Origin of the sequence: Pseudomonas leptonychotis (assembly GCF_004920405.1) — a bacterium.
Lineage (GTDB): Bacteria > Pseudomonadota > Gammaproteobacteria > Pseudomonadales > Pseudomonadaceae > Aquipseudomonas > Aquipseudomonas leptonychotis.
On the sequence record NZ_RFLV01000001.1, the window covers coordinates 1,629,609 to 1,644,374 of the forward strand.

Sequence of the window (14,766 nt, forward strand, 5' to 3'; positions counted from 1 at the left end):
TGGCATGCTACGCACCCTCCGGCTTACCGCCACACTGTTCGCCAGCGCTCTTCTGTTGCTCTGCACACTCACCAGTCAGGCGGCGATCAAGCAATGCCCGGTGACGCTTGATCAATCAGACGAAGCCAACATCCTGGACCATGCGCAGCGGGCGCATGCCGGCGATGCCTGCGCCCAGTTCAACATGGGCTACCAGTTTTACACCCAGCAACGCTACGCCGAGAGTGAGCGCTGGTACGCCAAAGCCGCCGAGCAAGGGGTTACCCGCGCGGCATTTGAAATTGCCATGCTGTACCGCGACAAACTCCTGCCGGGTGACGACTCCGAGCGCAAACGCTGGCTAAATCAGGCCGCCGAACAAGGCTTGGTGCTGGCTCAAGTTGAACTGGGCATCGACTATCTGGACAACCCCGGTGATCAGGATGAGCGCTACCAGGCCATGCACTGGTTTGAACAAGCGGCCGACCAAGGCGATATACAAAGCCAATACCTGCTGGGGGAGCTGTACTGGAGCCGTAATAGCGGCGTGGAGTTTGCCGCCAGCGGCGATGAGCGCGCCATGCACTTCAGCAGCGACGACAGCAAAGCGCTTTACTGGATCTGCAAAGCCGCGCAAAGCAACCATGCCGCCGCGCAATTCAGCCTCAGCGAGGCCTACAGCACCGGCACGGGCGTAGCCGTCAATCGCGACCAACAGCGACTGTGGCTGGAACTGGCCGCCAGCAACGGCAGTGAAGAGGCCAAGGAGCGACTGGATGACAGCGGTTTACCTTGGTACACCCGCCTGGAAAATTGGGGCAAGCGGCAAATGATCGACGAAACAGCTCAATGCCCGGACTTAGAACTGGAAGCCACAGAACAGCAGGCAAGCTACTAACGAAAGGAATCAGCATGCGCCCCTTTGTTATTTTTCCTTTGCTCGCTCTGGGCCTGACTGCATTTCACGCCACCGCGCGCGACACCAATGAAGTGGTCTCCTCTGACCGGCAGAACCCGGCCGTCTCAGCGGCCGTGCGCCAGGCACAGGCAGGCCTGACCGAGTTCCTGGCACTGGCCGCAAAACCGCCCGCCAATACCCATGACTACAAGGTTCAGGTCATGGCCGAAGACAGCAACGGCATAGAAACCTTCTGGGTCACGCCCTTCCACGCGCTTGAGCAGGGTTTTATCGGCACCGTGGCCAACGAGCCGCGCATCGTCAAAAGTGTCGTCTGGGGCCAACAACTGCGCTTTACCCGCGAACAGATCACCGACTGGGGCTACCTGAAAAACGGCCGCCAGGTTGGAAGCTTCACCATCTGCGCGCTGTTTAAAGAGATGCCACCCGAACAGGTGGAGTACTACCGCAGCCAACACGGTTTTGACTGCCAATAACCACAAAAGCCGAAGCCTGCGCGGCCCGACCCATCCTACGAACTATGGTCAATCCACAGGTTTATGCGGGTTACCAGCTATCCGTCTGGACCAATGATGTACGGATAGGCCTAGCATAAGATTATTGAGCGGTCATTCAGAAATGTATCTAATGCCACTCAATGATCCTTTAGGAGACTGCTCCATGGGCCACGTCATCAACCGCAGCTTGCTCCATCTACGGCGTTTGACTATCAATCTGGTCACCTATCCCGAAGGCCATCGTGTGATGCGCCACAATGACCCGATGGGAAACGGCAGCTACTACAAACTCAATGTTGTGTTGATCAAGCCTGAAGAAGGTGGAGTTTTCGAAACAGATCGTGTGATTTTCTCCATTTTTAACCGCATTATCCTGTTTCGTCCTGATCTATACGATCACAGCGTATCGACCATCATGCGTGGCAAACGTGTATTGCTGAGTATCGCGCTGCATGCACCTTGGGGTTCTACTGCCCAAGGCTAACTCCCCAACATTGCATCGGCCTGACAGAACGTAGGATGGGTTGAGCGTGGGATACCCATCAGAGCAACGGACGATTCGCGGGCAAAAAGGGCCATCGCTAACAATGATGTCAATCTGACATAATCGCGCCGCACCGGCCGCTAGGCCGTGCTGTCAAACCCTATACACACTGCCCTGAAAAGGATTTCCTCATGCAAAACCGCTTCAAGTTGTTTATTGCCGCACTCGGTATCGCCGTTCTTTCCGGTTGCGCGTCCGTACCGATGGACACCCCTTCGGCAGATGCTGCACTGAAGTCTTTCCCCGCACCACCAGCCGACCAAGCTGGCCTGTATATCTACCGCGACAGCTTCGCCGGCCAAGGGCTGAAAAAAACCGTCAAGATCGATGGCGAAGTGATTGGCGAAACAGCCAACCGCACTTACTTCTACCGCCATATCAGCCCGGGTAACCACGTCCTCGCCACCGAGTCAGAGTTCAGCGATAACGCCATCAACCTGCTAGCCGTCGCCGGGCAGAACTACTACGTACGTCAGTCCATCAAAATGGGCGTATTCGTCGGTGGCGCCAAATTGGACGTTGTCCCGGAAGAAACCGCGCAAAAGCACCTGCAGAAGTGTGAACTGGCAAAGTAATTGAACGTTCGATGGTTCCCATCTAGGTGGGAACCCTCACACTTTCCTCAGCAGGTAGCTGTCCATAATCCACCCATGCTGCTCGCGCAGCTCTGCACGACAGGTGCGGATGGTGTCGGCGACTTCACTAAGCGGGCCGGCGATTAGCACTTCGTCCGGGGTGCCGATATAAGCGCCCCAGTAGATGTGCATGGGCTGGCCGACAAAACGCTGGTAGGTGTCCTGGGCGTCGAGCATCACCAGCACGCTGTCCACGCCCTCGGGAAAGCCGCCTTCGGCCAGACGCCGTGCCGGGGTGATCTGGAAGGCCTGACCGATGCTGTTAAAGCAGACCTTATGCTTGGCTGCCAGAGCTTGCAGGCTGGTGATGCCGGGGATGACTTCGTACTCGATCTGCTCGCTGCTGTTGGCCACAATCTGCTCGACGATGCGCAGGGTGCTGTCGTACAGCGCCGGGTCGCCCCAGACCAGAAAAGCCCCGGTTTCACCGTCGCTCATCTGCTCGCGGATCATGCCTTCGAACACCTGCTGCTTGTCCTGATTGAGATCAACCACGCTGCCGTGATAGTCGGGCACATCGCGCACCCGCTCCGGGCACTCGGCGCTGGCAAAACGATAGTCGCGGCCGTTAATAAAGCGCTCGCAGATGGTCTTGCGCAGGCCGATCAGGCTGTCCTTGGCGCTGCCTTTGTCCATCAGGAAGAACACGTCCGTGCGGTTCAGCGCGTTGATCGCCTGCACGGTCAGGTAGTCCGGGTCGCCGGCACCGATGCCGATTATCAGAAGGGTTTTCATGGGGTTGTCTCCAGGCTGCCGGCCAGTACCGGCAGCGAATCAATATGTCGGTAGTCTGCGCCTAACTCCGCCGCCAGTTGTCGGGCGCGGCCGAGGCGGATCGGGGCGCTTTCGATATCCACCAGCAGCGCCGGGCAGGCGCTTGGCGCTAACGCCGGCCAGTCGCGCAGACGGCCGTCGGTGATGATCAACAACCGCTGAGTTTCGCCCGGGTGTAAGCGCTGACGCCGCGCCTGCCAGTCGGCCGCTTGTTGCAGCGCATCAAACAACGGTGTGCCGCCGCCTGCGCCCAATTCGGCGAGCCATTGTTGCAAGGCTGCGGAGGCTTTCTGCCCTTGCCACAACCACTGCGCCTGGCGGCCAGTGGCGTGCAGCAAAGCCAAGCGCGCACGTTGCCGGCGAGCCTGCTCGAACACTTCACTGAGCAAACCCTTGGCTTTGCTCAGCGCGCCATGGCGGCGAGTCGAGGCCGAGGCATCGACAATTACCAGCCAAAGTTCAGCCGGCTTGGCGCTGCGCGGACGCAACACGAGATCCAGACGATTGCGCGGGCAACCTTTAAGGCCACCTCTAAAAACTACCTGCGTTGTCATCGCAGCGTTAAAAACAGGCTCAAAATGCTCATTTACAGCTCGTAAACTCCGCTTTTTCGCCTGCTTTTGCCTTGCGCTGACTTCCTCGCCTACGTATTTAAAAGCGGCCTTAAGCAAGCTCGCCGGCCAGTCGATACGGCCCGTCGCACCACTGCGATTGGCACCGTTACGACCATTGCCGAATTTGCCGGGAGCGGCCCTGGCATCCGCGCCTGGGGCTGTGCGCGGGCGGATGCCTAGGGCTTTTTTGTCCAGCGGGGCGGTTCACGCCGGACGCCGAGGCTTTGCACTTGGGCAGGTAATTCGCCCCACTGGCCCTCGCCTTGCGGCGCTTGTGGCTGTTCGCTGGGCGCGCTGTTGTCCGGTTGTGACTGAGGCTGCGGAGGTTGTGCGGCTGGTGGTGGACTCTGCCGGCGACGGTGGCGCAGTACGAACTCTGCCACCGCATCAATATCCTCGGACGCAATCTGCTCGACGCCACGCCAAGCGGCATGCGCCCGGGCGGCGCGCAGCCAGACCAGATCAGCACGCAAACCATCGACCGCAGCAGCAAAGCAGCGCTGGCTGATTTGCTCCAGGGCGGCGTCATCTAGCGGAATCGTCGCGAGGCGCTCGCGGGCACGTTGGCAACGGCCGCGTAGCTCGTTTTGCTGCACCTGCCAACGCTGCAGAAATGCCTGCGGATCGGCATCAAAGGCCAGCCGGCGGCGAACAATTTCGGCGCGCTGCGCCGGTTGCGGCTGGGCGTCCAGGGCCAGATTAAGGCCGAAGCGGTCGAGCAGTTGCGGGCGCAGTTCGCCCTCTTCGCCGTTCATGGTGCCAATCAGCACAAAGCGCGCGGCATGCCGATGGGAGATGCCATCGCGCTCGATATGGTTGACCCCGCTGGCGGCGGCATCTAGCAGCAGATCGACCAGATGATCGGGCAGCAAGTTGACCTCATCCACGTACAACACGCCGCCATTGGCCTTGGCTAGCAGACCGGGGGAAAACTGCGCGCGGCCCTCGCCCAGCGCGGCATCCAGGTCGAGCGTGCCGACAATGCGCTCCTCACTCGCCCCCAACGGCAAGGTGACAAAGGTGCCGCTGGCCAGCAGATCGGCCAGGCCACGGGCCAGGGTCGATTTGGCCATGCCGCGCGGGCCTTCGATCAGCACGCCGCCTATCGCCGGATCAATCGCCGCCAAGCACAGCGCCAACTTGAGGTCGTCAGCGCCAACCACGGCGGCGAGGGGAAAGTGATGTTCAGTCATGGTTGCAGTCCATCAAGTTTGCGTAGGGTGGACGACGCTTTTCTCGTCCACCATGGCGGTGTTTTGGTGGATGGATAAAGCGCCATCCACCCTACGACTCCTCGCTATCAATCAGCAGGTTTTCCAGGGTTTCGCGGTACTCACCGGGTTCCTGCCAGAGGCCGCGTTGCTGGGCTTCGAGCAGGCGTTCGAGGATGTCCTGCAGGGCACCGGGGTTGTGTTGTTGGATAAAGTCGCGGGTACTTTTATCGAGCAGATAAGCATCGGTGAGCAGCGCATATTGGTGGTCGTCAACCAGTTCGCTTGTGGCGTCGAAAGCGAATAAATAGTCGATGGTCGCCGCCAACTCAAACGCGCCTTTGTAACCGTGGCGCTTCATGCCGTCGATCCACTTGGGATTGGCCGCACGGGCACGCACCACGCGGTTGAGTTCTTCCTTCAAGGTGCGGATACGCGGTGTATCCGGCTGGCTATTGTCGCCGTGGTAACTGGCCACTTTGGCCCCGCGCAGGGTTTCCACCGCCGCGAGCATGCCGCCCTGAAACTGGTAGTAGTCGTTGGAATCGAGAATGTCGTGTTCGCGGTTGTCCTGGTTGTGCAGCACCGCCTGCATCTGCTCCAGACGCTCGGCGAACTGCGCGCGCGCGGGGGTGCCTTCGCTGTGCGCGCCGTAGGCATAGCCGCCCCAGTTGAGGTAGACCTCGGCCAGGTCTTCGCGGGTTTGCCACAGGCGTTCTTCGATGGCGTTTTGCACGCCCGCTCCATAAGCCCCCGGCTTGCTGCCGAACACGCGCCAACCGGCTTGCTTGCGTGCCTCGGCTTCGTCCAGGCCGCTGTCTTGCAGGGTCAGGGATTCACGCCAAACCCTTGCCGACAGCGGGTTCATGTCCTCCGGCTCATCGAGATCGACCACCGCCTGCACCGCGTCGTCAAACAGGCGAATCAGGTTGCTGAAGGCATCACGAAAGAAACCGGAAACACGCAGGGTCACGTCCACCCGTGGGCGGCCGAGTTGCGCCAGCGGCAGCACCTCGAAACGCTCGACGCGCTGGCTGCCCGCCTGCCATACCGGGCGCACGCCCATCAGCGCGAGGGCCTGGGCCATATCATCGCCGCCGGTACGCATAGTCGCCGTACCCCACATCGACAGGCCGAGCTGGCGCAGATGGTCGCCGTGGTCCTGCAGATGCCGTTCGAGCAGACGATCCGCTGCCTGCACGCCGATGCGCCAGGCGGTCGGCGTCGGTAAGTTGCGCACATCCACGCTGTAGAAGTTACGCCCGGTGGGCAGCACATCCAGGCGCCCGCGACTCGGCGCGCCACTCGGCCCAGCCGGGACAAAGCGCCCATCCAGCGCCGATAACAAACCGTGCATCTCGGCATCGCCGCAGGCATCCAGCAGTGGCGCGATTTGCTCATGCAAGCGTTGCAGCACCTGGCGACTTTGCGCACCCACGGCTTGGTAATCCGCTGTATCGATCAGCTGTAAAGCCAGCAACTCCAAACGCTCGCGGGTATCGCCGGTACTGCGCCAAGCTTCATCGCTCAGCTCTGCCAGCACCGGCGGGCGCAGTCCCTGCCAGGGCGCGGCCATATCGCAGTCGAGCGGATCGAAGGCCAATTGCAGGTCGCTGGCCAAGGCGCGCAACAGACTGGCATTGCCGCCCTGGCCATCGCCACGGGGAATGCGTAGCAGCGCCAGCAAGGTGTCGCGGCGCAGCGTGCCGACGGGCGACTCGCCGAAGACATGCAGGCCGTCGCGAATCTGTGATTCCTTCAAATCACACAGATAAGCGTCGAGCTGCGGCAGCCAACTGTTGGGGTCTTCGTTGAGTTGCAGGCCCAGTTCGCGATCCAAGCTGGCCTCGCGCACCTTGAGCAGAATCTCCCCACGCAGCTCGGCGGCGCGGCGCAGGTCGAGCTGGCTGGCCTCGTAATACTCGTCGGCCAGGCGCTCCAGATCGCGCAGCGGGCCGTAGCTTTCGGCGCGGGTCAGCGGCGGCATCAGGTGGTCGATAATCACCGCCTGAGTACGCCGCTTGGCCTGCGCACCCTCGCCCGGATCGTTGACGATAAAGGGGTAGATATTCGGCAGCGGGCCAAGAATTGCGCTCGGCCAGCACTGCTCGGATAAACCGACGCTCTTGCCCGGCAGCCACTCCAGATTGCCGTGCTTGCCGACGTGGATCACGGCATCGGCAGCAAAGGTTTTGCGCAGCCAGCAGTAGAACGCCAGGTAACCGTGCGGTGGCACCAAATCGGGGTCGTGGTACACCGCCGCCGCATCCAGCTGATAGCCGCGCGCCGGCTGGATGCCGACAAAAGTCAGGCCGAAGCGCAGACCGGCGATCATCAAGCGCCCGCCACGGAACATCGGGTCCTGCTGCGGCTCGCCCCAGCGTTCACGCACCGCTTGCTGGTTGGTTTGCGGCAGGCTGTGGAAGAACGCCAGGTAATCGTCCAGTGCCAGGCTCTGCGCACAGGGCCGTAGGTCGAGGTTATCCAGATCATTGGTCACGCCACCGAGCAACTGGTGGATCAGCGCCGTACCGCTGGCAGGCAAGCCTTCAACCGGATAGCCCTGCTGTTCGAGCGCGCGAAGAATATTCAGCGCCGCCGCCGGGGTGTCCAGGCCAACACCATTGCCGATACGGCCGTCGCGAGTCGGGTAGTTGGCCAGCACCAAGGCAATGCGCTTATCGACGTTGGCCTTGTCAGCCAAGGCGATCCAGTTGCGCGCCAGCTCAGCGACGAAATCCATCCCCGGCAGATGCGGCTGGTAACACACCACATCGCTCTGGCTGCGCTCGCTGTGCCAGGCCATACCTTTAAAGCTGATGGGCTGGGTAATCAACCGGCCATCCAACTCCGGCAGCACAACGTGCATGGCCAAGTCGCGGGAACCCAAACCTTGAGCGCTGGCTTGCCACTGCGCATGGTTATCCAGCGCGCAGATGACTTGCAGCACCGGGATATCGCGGCGGAAAGGCCGCGCACTCGGCGCTTCTGGATTAGATAAAGCGAACGCGGTGGTGTTGATGATCAGCGCCGTGTGGGTGTCGTCCAGCCAGGTTTCGACCTGAGCCAAACAGGCGGCTTCTTTGAGGCTGGCCACGGCAATCGGCAGCGGATTGAGGCCCTGAGCCTGCAAGCGTTGGCAGAACACATCAATAAAGCCGGTGTTCGCCGCCTGCACCTGGGTGCGATAAAACAGCAGCGCCACCACCGGCGCAGCGGGTTGCCAATTGGCCTGCCAGTCGGCCAAAACCGCGCCGACCTGCTGTGGGTGATACAGGCCCACGCGCGGCAACGGCTGCGGTTCGCCCCAGGCATAGTCGCGCTGTAGCCACTGGCTGGCGATGCAGTTGAACAGCTGCAAGGCATTATGCGCACCGCCCTGCCGGAGGAACTGCCAGAGCCGCTCGGCATCAACCAGCGGCACAGTGCTCAGGCCCATCAGCTCAGGGTCGGGGTTGTCGCAGCCGGGCACCATGATCACCCGCGCACCGCGCTCGGCCAACTCAACCAAACGCTCAATACCGTAGCGCCAGTAACTGACGCCGCCGTGCACGGCAATCAGGATGACCTTGGCATGCTGTAGCACCTGCTCGACATAGAGATCCACCGAGGCGTGATTGCTCAGCTGCGCCGGGCTGGCCAGACGCAGGCTGGGGTAATCCTCGGGTAACTGCCGCGCCACCTCCGCCAACAGCGACAGCTGCGAATCGCCGGTGCAGAGAATCACCAGCTCAGCCGGGGTCTGGCCGAGATCAGCGATGCTGTCGACCGGCACTTGGCTGCCGGGCTGGGTGCGGATTAGGTGCATGATTACTCTTCTTGTAGGAGGGGCTTTAGCCGCGACCCCTGTCAGGCCTAGTCGCGGCTAAAGCCCCCTCCCACACTCTGCTCAGGCCAATGCCGCTTGTAGCTCGGCTTCAATTGTCGCCTGATCAAGCTGCTGACCGATCACGATCAAGCGGCTGACCCGCGCCTCATCGGCCTGCCAGGCGCGGTCGAAGTGTTTGTCGAAACGCTGACCAACGCCTTGCAGCAACAGGCGCATCGGCTTGCCGGGAATCGCCGCGAAACCCTTGATACGCAGAATGCCGTGCTTGGCCACTGCATCCTTCAAGGCGCTCAGTAAGCGTGCTTCCTCGGCTTGCGGTAGTTCCACCTGGAACGAGTCGAATTCGTCATGATCGTGGTCTTCATGGCCTTCCAGGTCATGGTGGGTTTTACGCGCATCGATGTGCAGTTCGGTTTCGCAGTTCAGGCCCAGCAACACATCCAGCGGCAGTTCGCCGCCATGGGCTTCGATGATTTTCACCGCAGGTGGCAGTTCCTCGGCCACTTCGGCACGCACTGCAGCCAGCGCCGCAGCGTCGAGCAAGTCGGCTTTATTGAGGATCACCAGGTCGGCGCTGGCCAGTTGGTCGGCGAACAGCTCGTGCAGCGGCGATTCGTGGTCCAGATTCGGGTCGAGCTTGCGCTGCTGGTCGACCTGATCAGGGAAGGCGGCGAAGGTGCCGGCGGCCACGGCTGGGCTGTCGACCACAGTGATCACCGCATCGACGGTGCAGGCGTTGCGGATTTCCGGCCAGTTGAAAGCCTGCACCAGAGGCTTGGGCAGAGCCAGGCCGGAGGTCTCAATGAGGATGTGGTCCAGCTCGCCACGGCGCGCCACCAGTTCGCGCATCACCGGAAAGAATTCTTCCTGCACTGTGCAACACAGGCAGCCGTTGGCCAGTTCGAAGATCCGCCCATTGGCCTCTTCTTCGCTGCAACCGATGGAGCACTGCTTGAGGATTTCGCCGTCGATGCCCAGCTCGCCGAATTCATTGACGATCACCGCAATGCGCCGCCCGTCAGCGTGGCCAAGCATATGGCGGAGCAAGGTGGTTTTACCGGCGCCGAGAAAGCCGGTAACGATGGTGACGGGAAGTTTGCCGAGGGTTTTCATGGCGAGTCCTGCATAGCGTCGAAAGAAAGACGAGCAGGAGGCGGCACAGACATGACAGCCACAGGGCGTCAGCCAACACCACCGGATCACCCCGCCCGGTTGTCGAAAACGTGACGAGGCAGGTCTCCTGGCTCACGACCGGGCTGGCGTAGAGTCGCCGGCTATCCCTTCGCCTTCCCGCGTTGACGCAGTGGCTGTTGTGCTGCAGCGCTTGAGCGGCAGAACAACACAAGGGAACGAGTCGTTTACAGTTGCGGGGGCAGCCAAGGCATCAACCTTGTTCCCTCTTAGCTCCGGCTAAGAACCTATCCAAAATCTGCTGCGCGTCAGCCCTGCGGCGTTGGAAAGAGGCTCGGAATGCTCATTTACAACAGTAAACTCCGCTTCCTCGCTTCTTTCCGCCTTGCATGGCTCTAGCTCGCTAGATTGTGAACAGGCTCTTCCCACGAAGAACCTCGAACGCAGCAAGGCTACGCAGAGCATGGCGGTCGGTCAATCACGGTTGACCGCTGATGGCCCGCATGGTGAGCTACGCCGCCGCACAACCCGAGCGCTGTTGATGATGCCCAGCCCTGTCTATAACCGCCTCGCGCCCGCCATTCAAGTGGTCGCCGGGCTGGGCTGTCGACGTGGTTGCTGCCTCGAAGACTTATCCACACTGTTGCTCGACAGCCTACAGGCGCAGGGCCTGACGCTGGATAACCTCGTGGCGCTGGCGAGCATCGCGCACAAACGCGATGAGCTTGGGTTACTGGCATTGGCCGAACACCTCGGCCTGCAGCTGATCTACTTCAGCCCTGAAGAGCTGCTGCTCTATCAAAACCTCGTTGAAGCTTGCGCGCTTACCCTGTCCGTCACCGGCAGCCCGGCCGTCGCCGAACCTTGCGCCCTGGCGCTGGCCGAACGCCTGGGCGGCCAACCTGCCAGCCTGCTCGGCGGCAAAACCCGGAATGCCAGCGCCACCTGCGCCCTGGCGTTGATTGCAGCCAAGGAGCTGTCATGACTGTTTACTTTATCGGCGCCGGCCCCGGCGACCCTGAGCTGATCACCGTCAAGGGCCAGCGCCTGCTGCGCAGCTGCCCGGTGATTCTCTACGCCGGTTCACTGGTGCCGGCAGCGGTGCTGGAAGGCCACAGTGCCGAGCAGGTGGTTAACACCGCCGAACTGCACCTGGATGAGATCATCGAGCTGATTGCCCAGGCGCACAGCAAAGGTCAGGACGTTGCCCGCGTGCATTCCGGCGACCCGTCGCTGTATGGCGCGATTGGTGAGCAGATCCGCCACCTGCGTCGGCTGGAGATTCCTTTTCAGATCATTCCCGGGGTCACCGCCACTGCCGCCTGCGCTGCATTGCTGGAAAGCGAGCTGACCCTGCCCGAGGTGTCACAGACGTTGATTCTCACCCGCTATGCGAGCAAGTCGGAGATGCCGGCGGGCGAGCAGCTGAGTGATCTGGCGCGCCACGGCGCGACCATGGCCATCCACCTCGGAGTGGTGCATCTGAGCAAGATAGTGGCCGAACTGCTGCCGCACTACGGCGCGGACTGCCCGATTGCTGTGGTGCATCGCGCCAGCTGGCCGGATCAGGATTGGGTCAGCGGCACACTCGCCACCATCGAGGAACAGGTGCGCGCCAAGGGCTTTCGCCGTACCGCACTGATACTCGTCGGCCGCGTGCTGCATGCCGAACAGTTCGCCGACTCGGCGCTGTATAACGCCGAACATCGGCATCTGTTCAGGTCGTCCGACGCCTAAGAGCTTGTCGGCTATTTCAGCGGCGCAACAAACGCCGCATGAGCAACAGCAGATCATCCACCGCTGGAACGCTGGCCAATAGCACCAAAAACAAGGCCAGCGGCACAGTCGCGATGTAGCCCAGATAGTTAAAGCCCAGGGCGCCGACAACGCCTCCCAGGAAGAAATACACAGCCAGCAAGCTAAGTACCCACAGCCGTTGGCGGTCTGCCATCACCCGGGCGATCTCAGGGTTGTGGGTGCGATTCCAATAAAATAATTTACCCAACTCGATACCGATATCAGTAATGATCCCGGTGATATGGGTGGTGCGAATTTCGGCGTTGGAGAGCTTGGTGATCAGCGCATTCTGCAAGCCCATGATGAAGCACAGCAGGATCACCGTCAGCGGCACAAACAGGCCAGTAATCTGCGCCAACGCCGCGCCGAGAAAGCCAAAGCACAACAGCAAGACGGCTTCGAGCAATAACGGCAAGGCATACTCACTGTGCAGCTGCCGCCGCCGTGAGTAATTGACCATCACCGTCGAACACGCCGCGCCAAGCAGAAACGACAGCACCGCGCCGAGACCACCCCACACCAGCTCGTGGGCACCCAGCGCGATGTTGTCGGCCATGGCCGAAACAATGCCGGTCATATGCGAGGTGTATTGCTGCACGGCCAAGAAGCCACCAGCATTAATCGCACCGGCAACAAACGCCAGGGCGAAACCTAAATGTCGATTAGCCGCTGCACTGCGCTCACGGCCAATCAGACGCCTCGCATACCCAATGGGCATAAATGATCCTCAAAGATGGATCTCTGCACCTTTAATACCGAGTAGCCGCAGCTCTTCGATCAGGCTGTTGAGGTCGGCAAAGGATTCCACCTGCTCCTGCTGATCAACCAGAAAAAAGCTGGTGCCCGCGTCTTTCTTCAACAGCACAATCCACTCTTGGGTGTTAGCCGGATTGACGATCACATGCGTATCGAACAACACCCCGGCTGCATGTTTGGCCCTTATGTCTTCGCGTTTCACACCTCTTCCCTCTTGAGCACTGTTACTCGACCGTGACGCTCTTGGCCAAGTTGCGCGGCTGGTCAACGTCGGTGCCTTTGAGCACGGCCACGTAGTACGACAACAGCTGCAGCGGGATGGTGTAGAGAATTGGCGCGAGAGCGTCGTGGATGTGCGGCATATTCACCACGTGGGTGCCTTCACCGTTGCTCATGCCGGCTTGCTCGTCGGCAAACACCACCAGCTCACCGCCACGGGCGCGCACTTCCTGCAGGTTGGATTTGAGTTTTTCCAGCAGCTCGTTGTTTGGCGCCACGGTGACCACCGGCATATCGGCGTCGACCAAGGCCAGCGGACCGTGCTTGAGTTCACCGGCTGGGTAGGCTTCGGCGTGGATATAGGAGATTTCCTTGAGCTTGAGCGCGCCTTCCATCGCCACCGGGTACTGCGCGCCCCGACCGAGGAACAGGCTGTGGTGCTTCTCGGCAAACAACTCGGAAACCTTCTCCACCACATCGTGCATGGCCAAAGCCTCGCCCAGACGGGTCGGCAGGCGACGCAGCTCATCGACTAATTCGGCTTCCAGGGCTTTATCCAGGGTGCCGCGTACCTGACCGAGGGACAGGGTCAGCAACATCAATGCCACCAGTTGGGTGGTGAAGGCTTTAGTCGAAGCCACGCCGATTTCTGGACCGGCCAAAGTCAGCAGGCACAGATCCGATTCACGCACCAAGGAGCTGATGCCAACGTTACAGATCGCCAGGCTGGCCAAGTAGCCCAGCTCTTTACCATTACGCAGCGCGGCCAGAGTGTCGGCGGTTTCGCCGGACTGGGAGATGCTGACAAACAGAGTGTCGGGCTGCACCACCACCTTGCGATAGCGGAACTCGCTGGCCACTTCGATCTGGCAGGGAATCCCGGCTAGCTCTTCCAGCCAGTAACGAGCGACCATGCCGGCGTGATAACTGGTGCCACAGGCGACGATCTGCACGTTGCGCACTTTGCCAAACAGCTCGGCGGCTTGTGGGCCGAACGCTTGCACCAGTACGTGATCAGAACCCAGACGGCCTTCTAGGGTGCGCTGCACCACCTTAGGCTGCTCGAAAATTTCCTTGAGCATAAAGTGACGATACTCGCCCTTGTCGGCGGCTTCGGCGCCTTCGTGGTACTGCACGCTTTCGCGCACCACAGGCTGGCCCACAGCGTCCCAAATCTGCACGCTGTCGCGCTGGATTTCGGCGATGTCGCCTTCTTCCAGATACATGAAACGGTCAGTGACTTGCCTTAGAGCAAGCTGGTCGGATGCCAGGAAGTTTTCACCCAAACCCAGACCAATCACCAGCGGGCTGCCGCTGCGCGCAGCGATAAGACGGTCAGGCTGCTTGGCACTGATCACTGCCAAACCGTAAGCGCCGTGCAGTTGCTTAACCGCCAACTTCAGAGCGGCAGTCAAATCAGGCTGGGATTTGAGGGTGTGGTCGAGCAGGTGCACGATCACCTCGGTATCAGTATCCGAGCTGAATACATAACCCTGCTCTTTCAGCTGAGCACGCAGTGCTTCGTGGTTTTCGATGATGCCGTTATGCACCACCGCCAGCTCGCTACCGGGCTCTTTACCAGAGAAGTGCGGGTGGGCATTGCGCTCGCTTGGCGCGCCGTGGGTGGCCCAGCGGGTGTGGGCTATGCCCAGGCGGCCAGCCAGCGGCTCCTGGCTCAATGCCGCTTCCAGCTCGCTGACCTTGCCCACCCGACGACTGCGTTGCAGGCCGCCCTGATCATTCAGCAACGCCACACCGGCGCTGTCATAACCGCGGTATTCCAGGCGCTTGAGGCCTTCAACCAACACGGCGGTAATATTACGTTCGGCGACTGCGCCCACGATGCCACACATAGTCTTCT

14 protein-coding genes and 1 riboswitch are annotated in these 14,766 nt (G+C 60.9%); of the genes, 6 read left to right on the forward strand and 8 right to left on the reverse strand.

The features are described 5' to 3' along the window. Positions 1–4: 4 nt before the first annotated feature. The 4 genes from D8779_RS07370 (at position 5) to D8779_RS07385 (ending at position 2,514) form a co-directional block, all read left to right on the forward strand. The gene (locus D8779_RS07370) at positions 5–877 is read left to right on the forward strand and encodes a tetratricopeptide repeat protein (RefSeq protein ID WP_167492539.1); all 873 of its coding nucleotides are present in this window, start codon (positions 5–7) and stop codon (positions 875–877) included. A gap of 14 nt (positions 878–891) precedes the next feature. Then, positions 892–1,374 carry a YegJ family protein gene (locus tag D8779_RS07375; protein WP_167492540.1) on the forward strand — a complete coding sequence of 161 codons (483 nt, stop codon included), beginning with the start codon at positions 892–894 and terminating at the stop codon, positions 1,372–1,374. Positions 1,375–1,558: 184 nt separating this feature from the next. Then, positions 1,559–1,879 carry a 2OG-Fe(II) oxygenase gene (locus tag D8779_RS07380; RefSeq protein ID WP_136663773.1) on the forward strand — a complete coding sequence of 107 codons (321 nt, stop codon included), beginning with the start codon at positions 1,559–1,561 and terminating at the stop codon, positions 1,877–1,879. A 191-nt stretch (positions 1,880–2,070) separates the two neighbouring features. Next, the gene (locus tag D8779_RS07385) at positions 2,071–2,514 is read left to right on the forward strand and encodes a DUF2846 domain-containing protein (RefSeq protein WP_136663774.1); all 444 of its coding nucleotides are present in this window, start codon (positions 2,071–2,073) and stop codon (positions 2,512–2,514) included. A 36-nt stretch (positions 2,515–2,550) separates the two neighbouring features. Here D8779_RS07385 and cobF read toward each other — a convergent pair whose 3' ends face one another. The 5 genes from cobF to cobW all read right to left on the reverse strand — a co-directional run bounded on the left by cobF (position 2,551) and on the right by cobW (position 10,115). Further along, positions 2,551–3,309, reverse strand: coding sequence for a precorrin-6A synthase (deacetylating) (cobF, locus tag D8779_RS07390; RefSeq protein WP_136663775.1), 759 nt, complete (start codon positions 3,307–3,309; stop codon positions 2,551–2,553). Continuing rightward, the gene (locus tag D8779_RS07395) at positions 3,306–3,902 is read right to left on the reverse strand and encodes a vWA domain-containing protein (protein WP_136663776.1); all 597 of its coding nucleotides are present in this window, start codon (positions 3,900–3,902) and stop codon (positions 3,306–3,308) included. The genes cobF and D8779_RS07395 overlap by 4 nt, the downstream gene beginning before the upstream one ends. A gap of 236 nt (positions 3,903–4,138) precedes the next feature. Next, positions 4,139–5,155 carry a magnesium chelatase ATPase subunit I gene (locus tag D8779_RS07405; protein ID WP_136663777.1) on the reverse strand — a complete coding sequence of 339 codons (1,017 nt, stop codon included), beginning with the start codon at positions 5,153–5,155 and terminating at the stop codon, positions 4,139–4,141. Between the two features lie 91 nt (positions 5,156–5,246). Beyond that, positions 5,247–8,981 carry a cobaltochelatase subunit CobN gene (gene cobN / locus D8779_RS07410; protein ID WP_136663778.1) on the reverse strand — a complete coding sequence of 1,245 codons (3,735 nt, stop codon included), beginning with the start codon at positions 8,979–8,981 and terminating at the stop codon, positions 5,247–5,249. An 81-nt stretch (positions 8,982–9,062) separates the two neighbouring features. Next, positions 9,063–10,115: a cobalamin biosynthesis protein CobW gene (cobW, locus tag D8779_RS07415; protein ID WP_136663779.1), complete on the reverse strand. Its 1,053-nt coding sequence runs from the start codon at positions 10,113–10,115 to the stop codon at positions 9,063–9,065. 100 nt (positions 10,116–10,215) lie between these two features. Continuing rightward, positions 10,216–10,439: riboswitch (cobalamin riboswitch) on the reverse strand. Between the two features lie 157 nt (positions 10,440–10,596). On the opposite strand from cobW, the gene D8779_RS07420 reads away from it, so the two are divergent. After that, positions 10,597–11,118 carry a cobalamin biosynthesis protein gene (locus tag D8779_RS07420; protein WP_338109859.1) on the forward strand — a complete coding sequence of 174 codons (522 nt, stop codon included), beginning with the start codon at positions 10,597–10,599 and terminating at the stop codon, positions 11,116–11,118. Beyond that, positions 11,115–11,870, forward strand: a complete 756-nt coding sequence (gene cobM, locus D8779_RS07425) for a precorrin-4 C(11)-methyltransferase (protein ID WP_136663780.1) — start codon at positions 11,115–11,117, stop codon at positions 11,868–11,870. The genes D8779_RS07420 and cobM overlap by 4 nt, the downstream gene beginning before the upstream one ends. 16 nt (positions 11,871–11,886) lie before the next feature. On the opposite strand, the gene D8779_RS07430 is transcribed toward cobM, so the two are convergent. Genes D8779_RS07430 through glmS form a run of 3 tightly spaced genes read right to left on the reverse strand, consistent with a single transcriptional unit; the run spans position 11,887 to position 14,758 of the window. Further along, positions 11,887–12,648 (reverse strand): YoaK family protein, encoded by a 762-nt coding sequence (locus D8779_RS07430; protein ID WP_136663781.1) that lies wholly within the window; start codon positions 12,646–12,648, stop codon positions 11,887–11,889. A gap of 9 nt (positions 12,649–12,657) precedes the next feature. Beyond that, positions 12,658–12,888, reverse strand: coding sequence for a hypothetical protein (locus tag D8779_RS07435; protein WP_136663782.1), 231 nt, complete (start codon positions 12,886–12,888; stop codon positions 12,658–12,660). A 22-nt stretch (positions 12,889–12,910) separates the two neighbouring features. Continuing rightward, positions 12,911–14,758, reverse strand: a complete 1,848-nt coding sequence (gene glmS, locus D8779_RS07440; RefSeq protein ID WP_136663783.1) for a glutamine--fructose-6-phosphate transaminase (isomerizing) — start codon at positions 14,756–14,758, stop codon at positions 12,911–12,913. Positions 14,759–14,766 lie beyond the last annotated feature (8 nt).

Coding starts and splice junctions, on each gene's coding strand:
- glmS (WP_136663783.1), bottom strand. CDS start 14,758: ATGTGTGGCATCGTGGGCGCAGTCGCCGAACGTAATATTACCGCCGTG.
- D8779_RS07375 (WP_167492540.1), top strand. CDS start 892: ATGCGCCCCTTTGTTATTTTTCCTTTGCTCGCTCTGGGCCTGACTGCA.
- cobN (WP_136663778.1), bottom strand. CDS start 8,981: ATGCACCTAATCCGCACCCAGCCCGGCAGCCAAGTGCCGGTCGACAGC.
- D8779_RS07370 (WP_167492539.1), top strand. CDS start 5: ATGCTACGCACCCTCCGGCTTACCGCCACACTGTTCGCCAGCGCTCTT.
- D8779_RS07380 (WP_136663773.1), top strand. CDS start 1,559: ATGGGCCACGTCATCAACCGCAGCTTGCTCCATCTACGGCGTTTGACT.
- D8779_RS07430 (WP_136663781.1), bottom strand. CDS start 12,648: ATGCCCATTGGGTATGCGAGGCGTCTGATTGGCCGTGAGCGCAGTGCA.
- D8779_RS07395 (WP_136663776.1), bottom strand. CDS start 3,902: ATGACAACGCAGGTAGTTTTTAGAGGTGGCCTTAAAGGTTGCCCGCGC.
- cobW (WP_136663779.1), bottom strand. CDS start 10,115: ATGAAAACCCTCGGCAAACTTCCCGTCACCATCGTTACCGGCTTTCTC.
- cobF (WP_136663775.1), bottom strand. CDS start 3,309: ATGAAAACCCTTCTGATAATCGGCATCGGTGCCGGCGACCCGGACTAC.
- cobM (WP_136663780.1), top strand. CDS start 11,115: ATGACTGTTTACTTTATCGGCGCCGGCCCCGGCGACCCTGAGCTGATC.
- D8779_RS07385 (WP_136663774.1), top strand. CDS start 2,071: ATGCAAAACCGCTTCAAGTTGTTTATTGCCGCACTCGGTATCGCCGTT.
- D8779_RS07405 (WP_136663777.1), bottom strand. CDS start 5,155: ATGACTGAACATCACTTTCCCCTCGCCGCCGTGGTTGGCGCTGACGAC.
- D8779_RS07420 (WP_338109859.1), top strand. CDS start 10,597: ATGGCGGTCGGTCAATCACGGTTGACCGCTGATGGCCCGCATGGTGAG.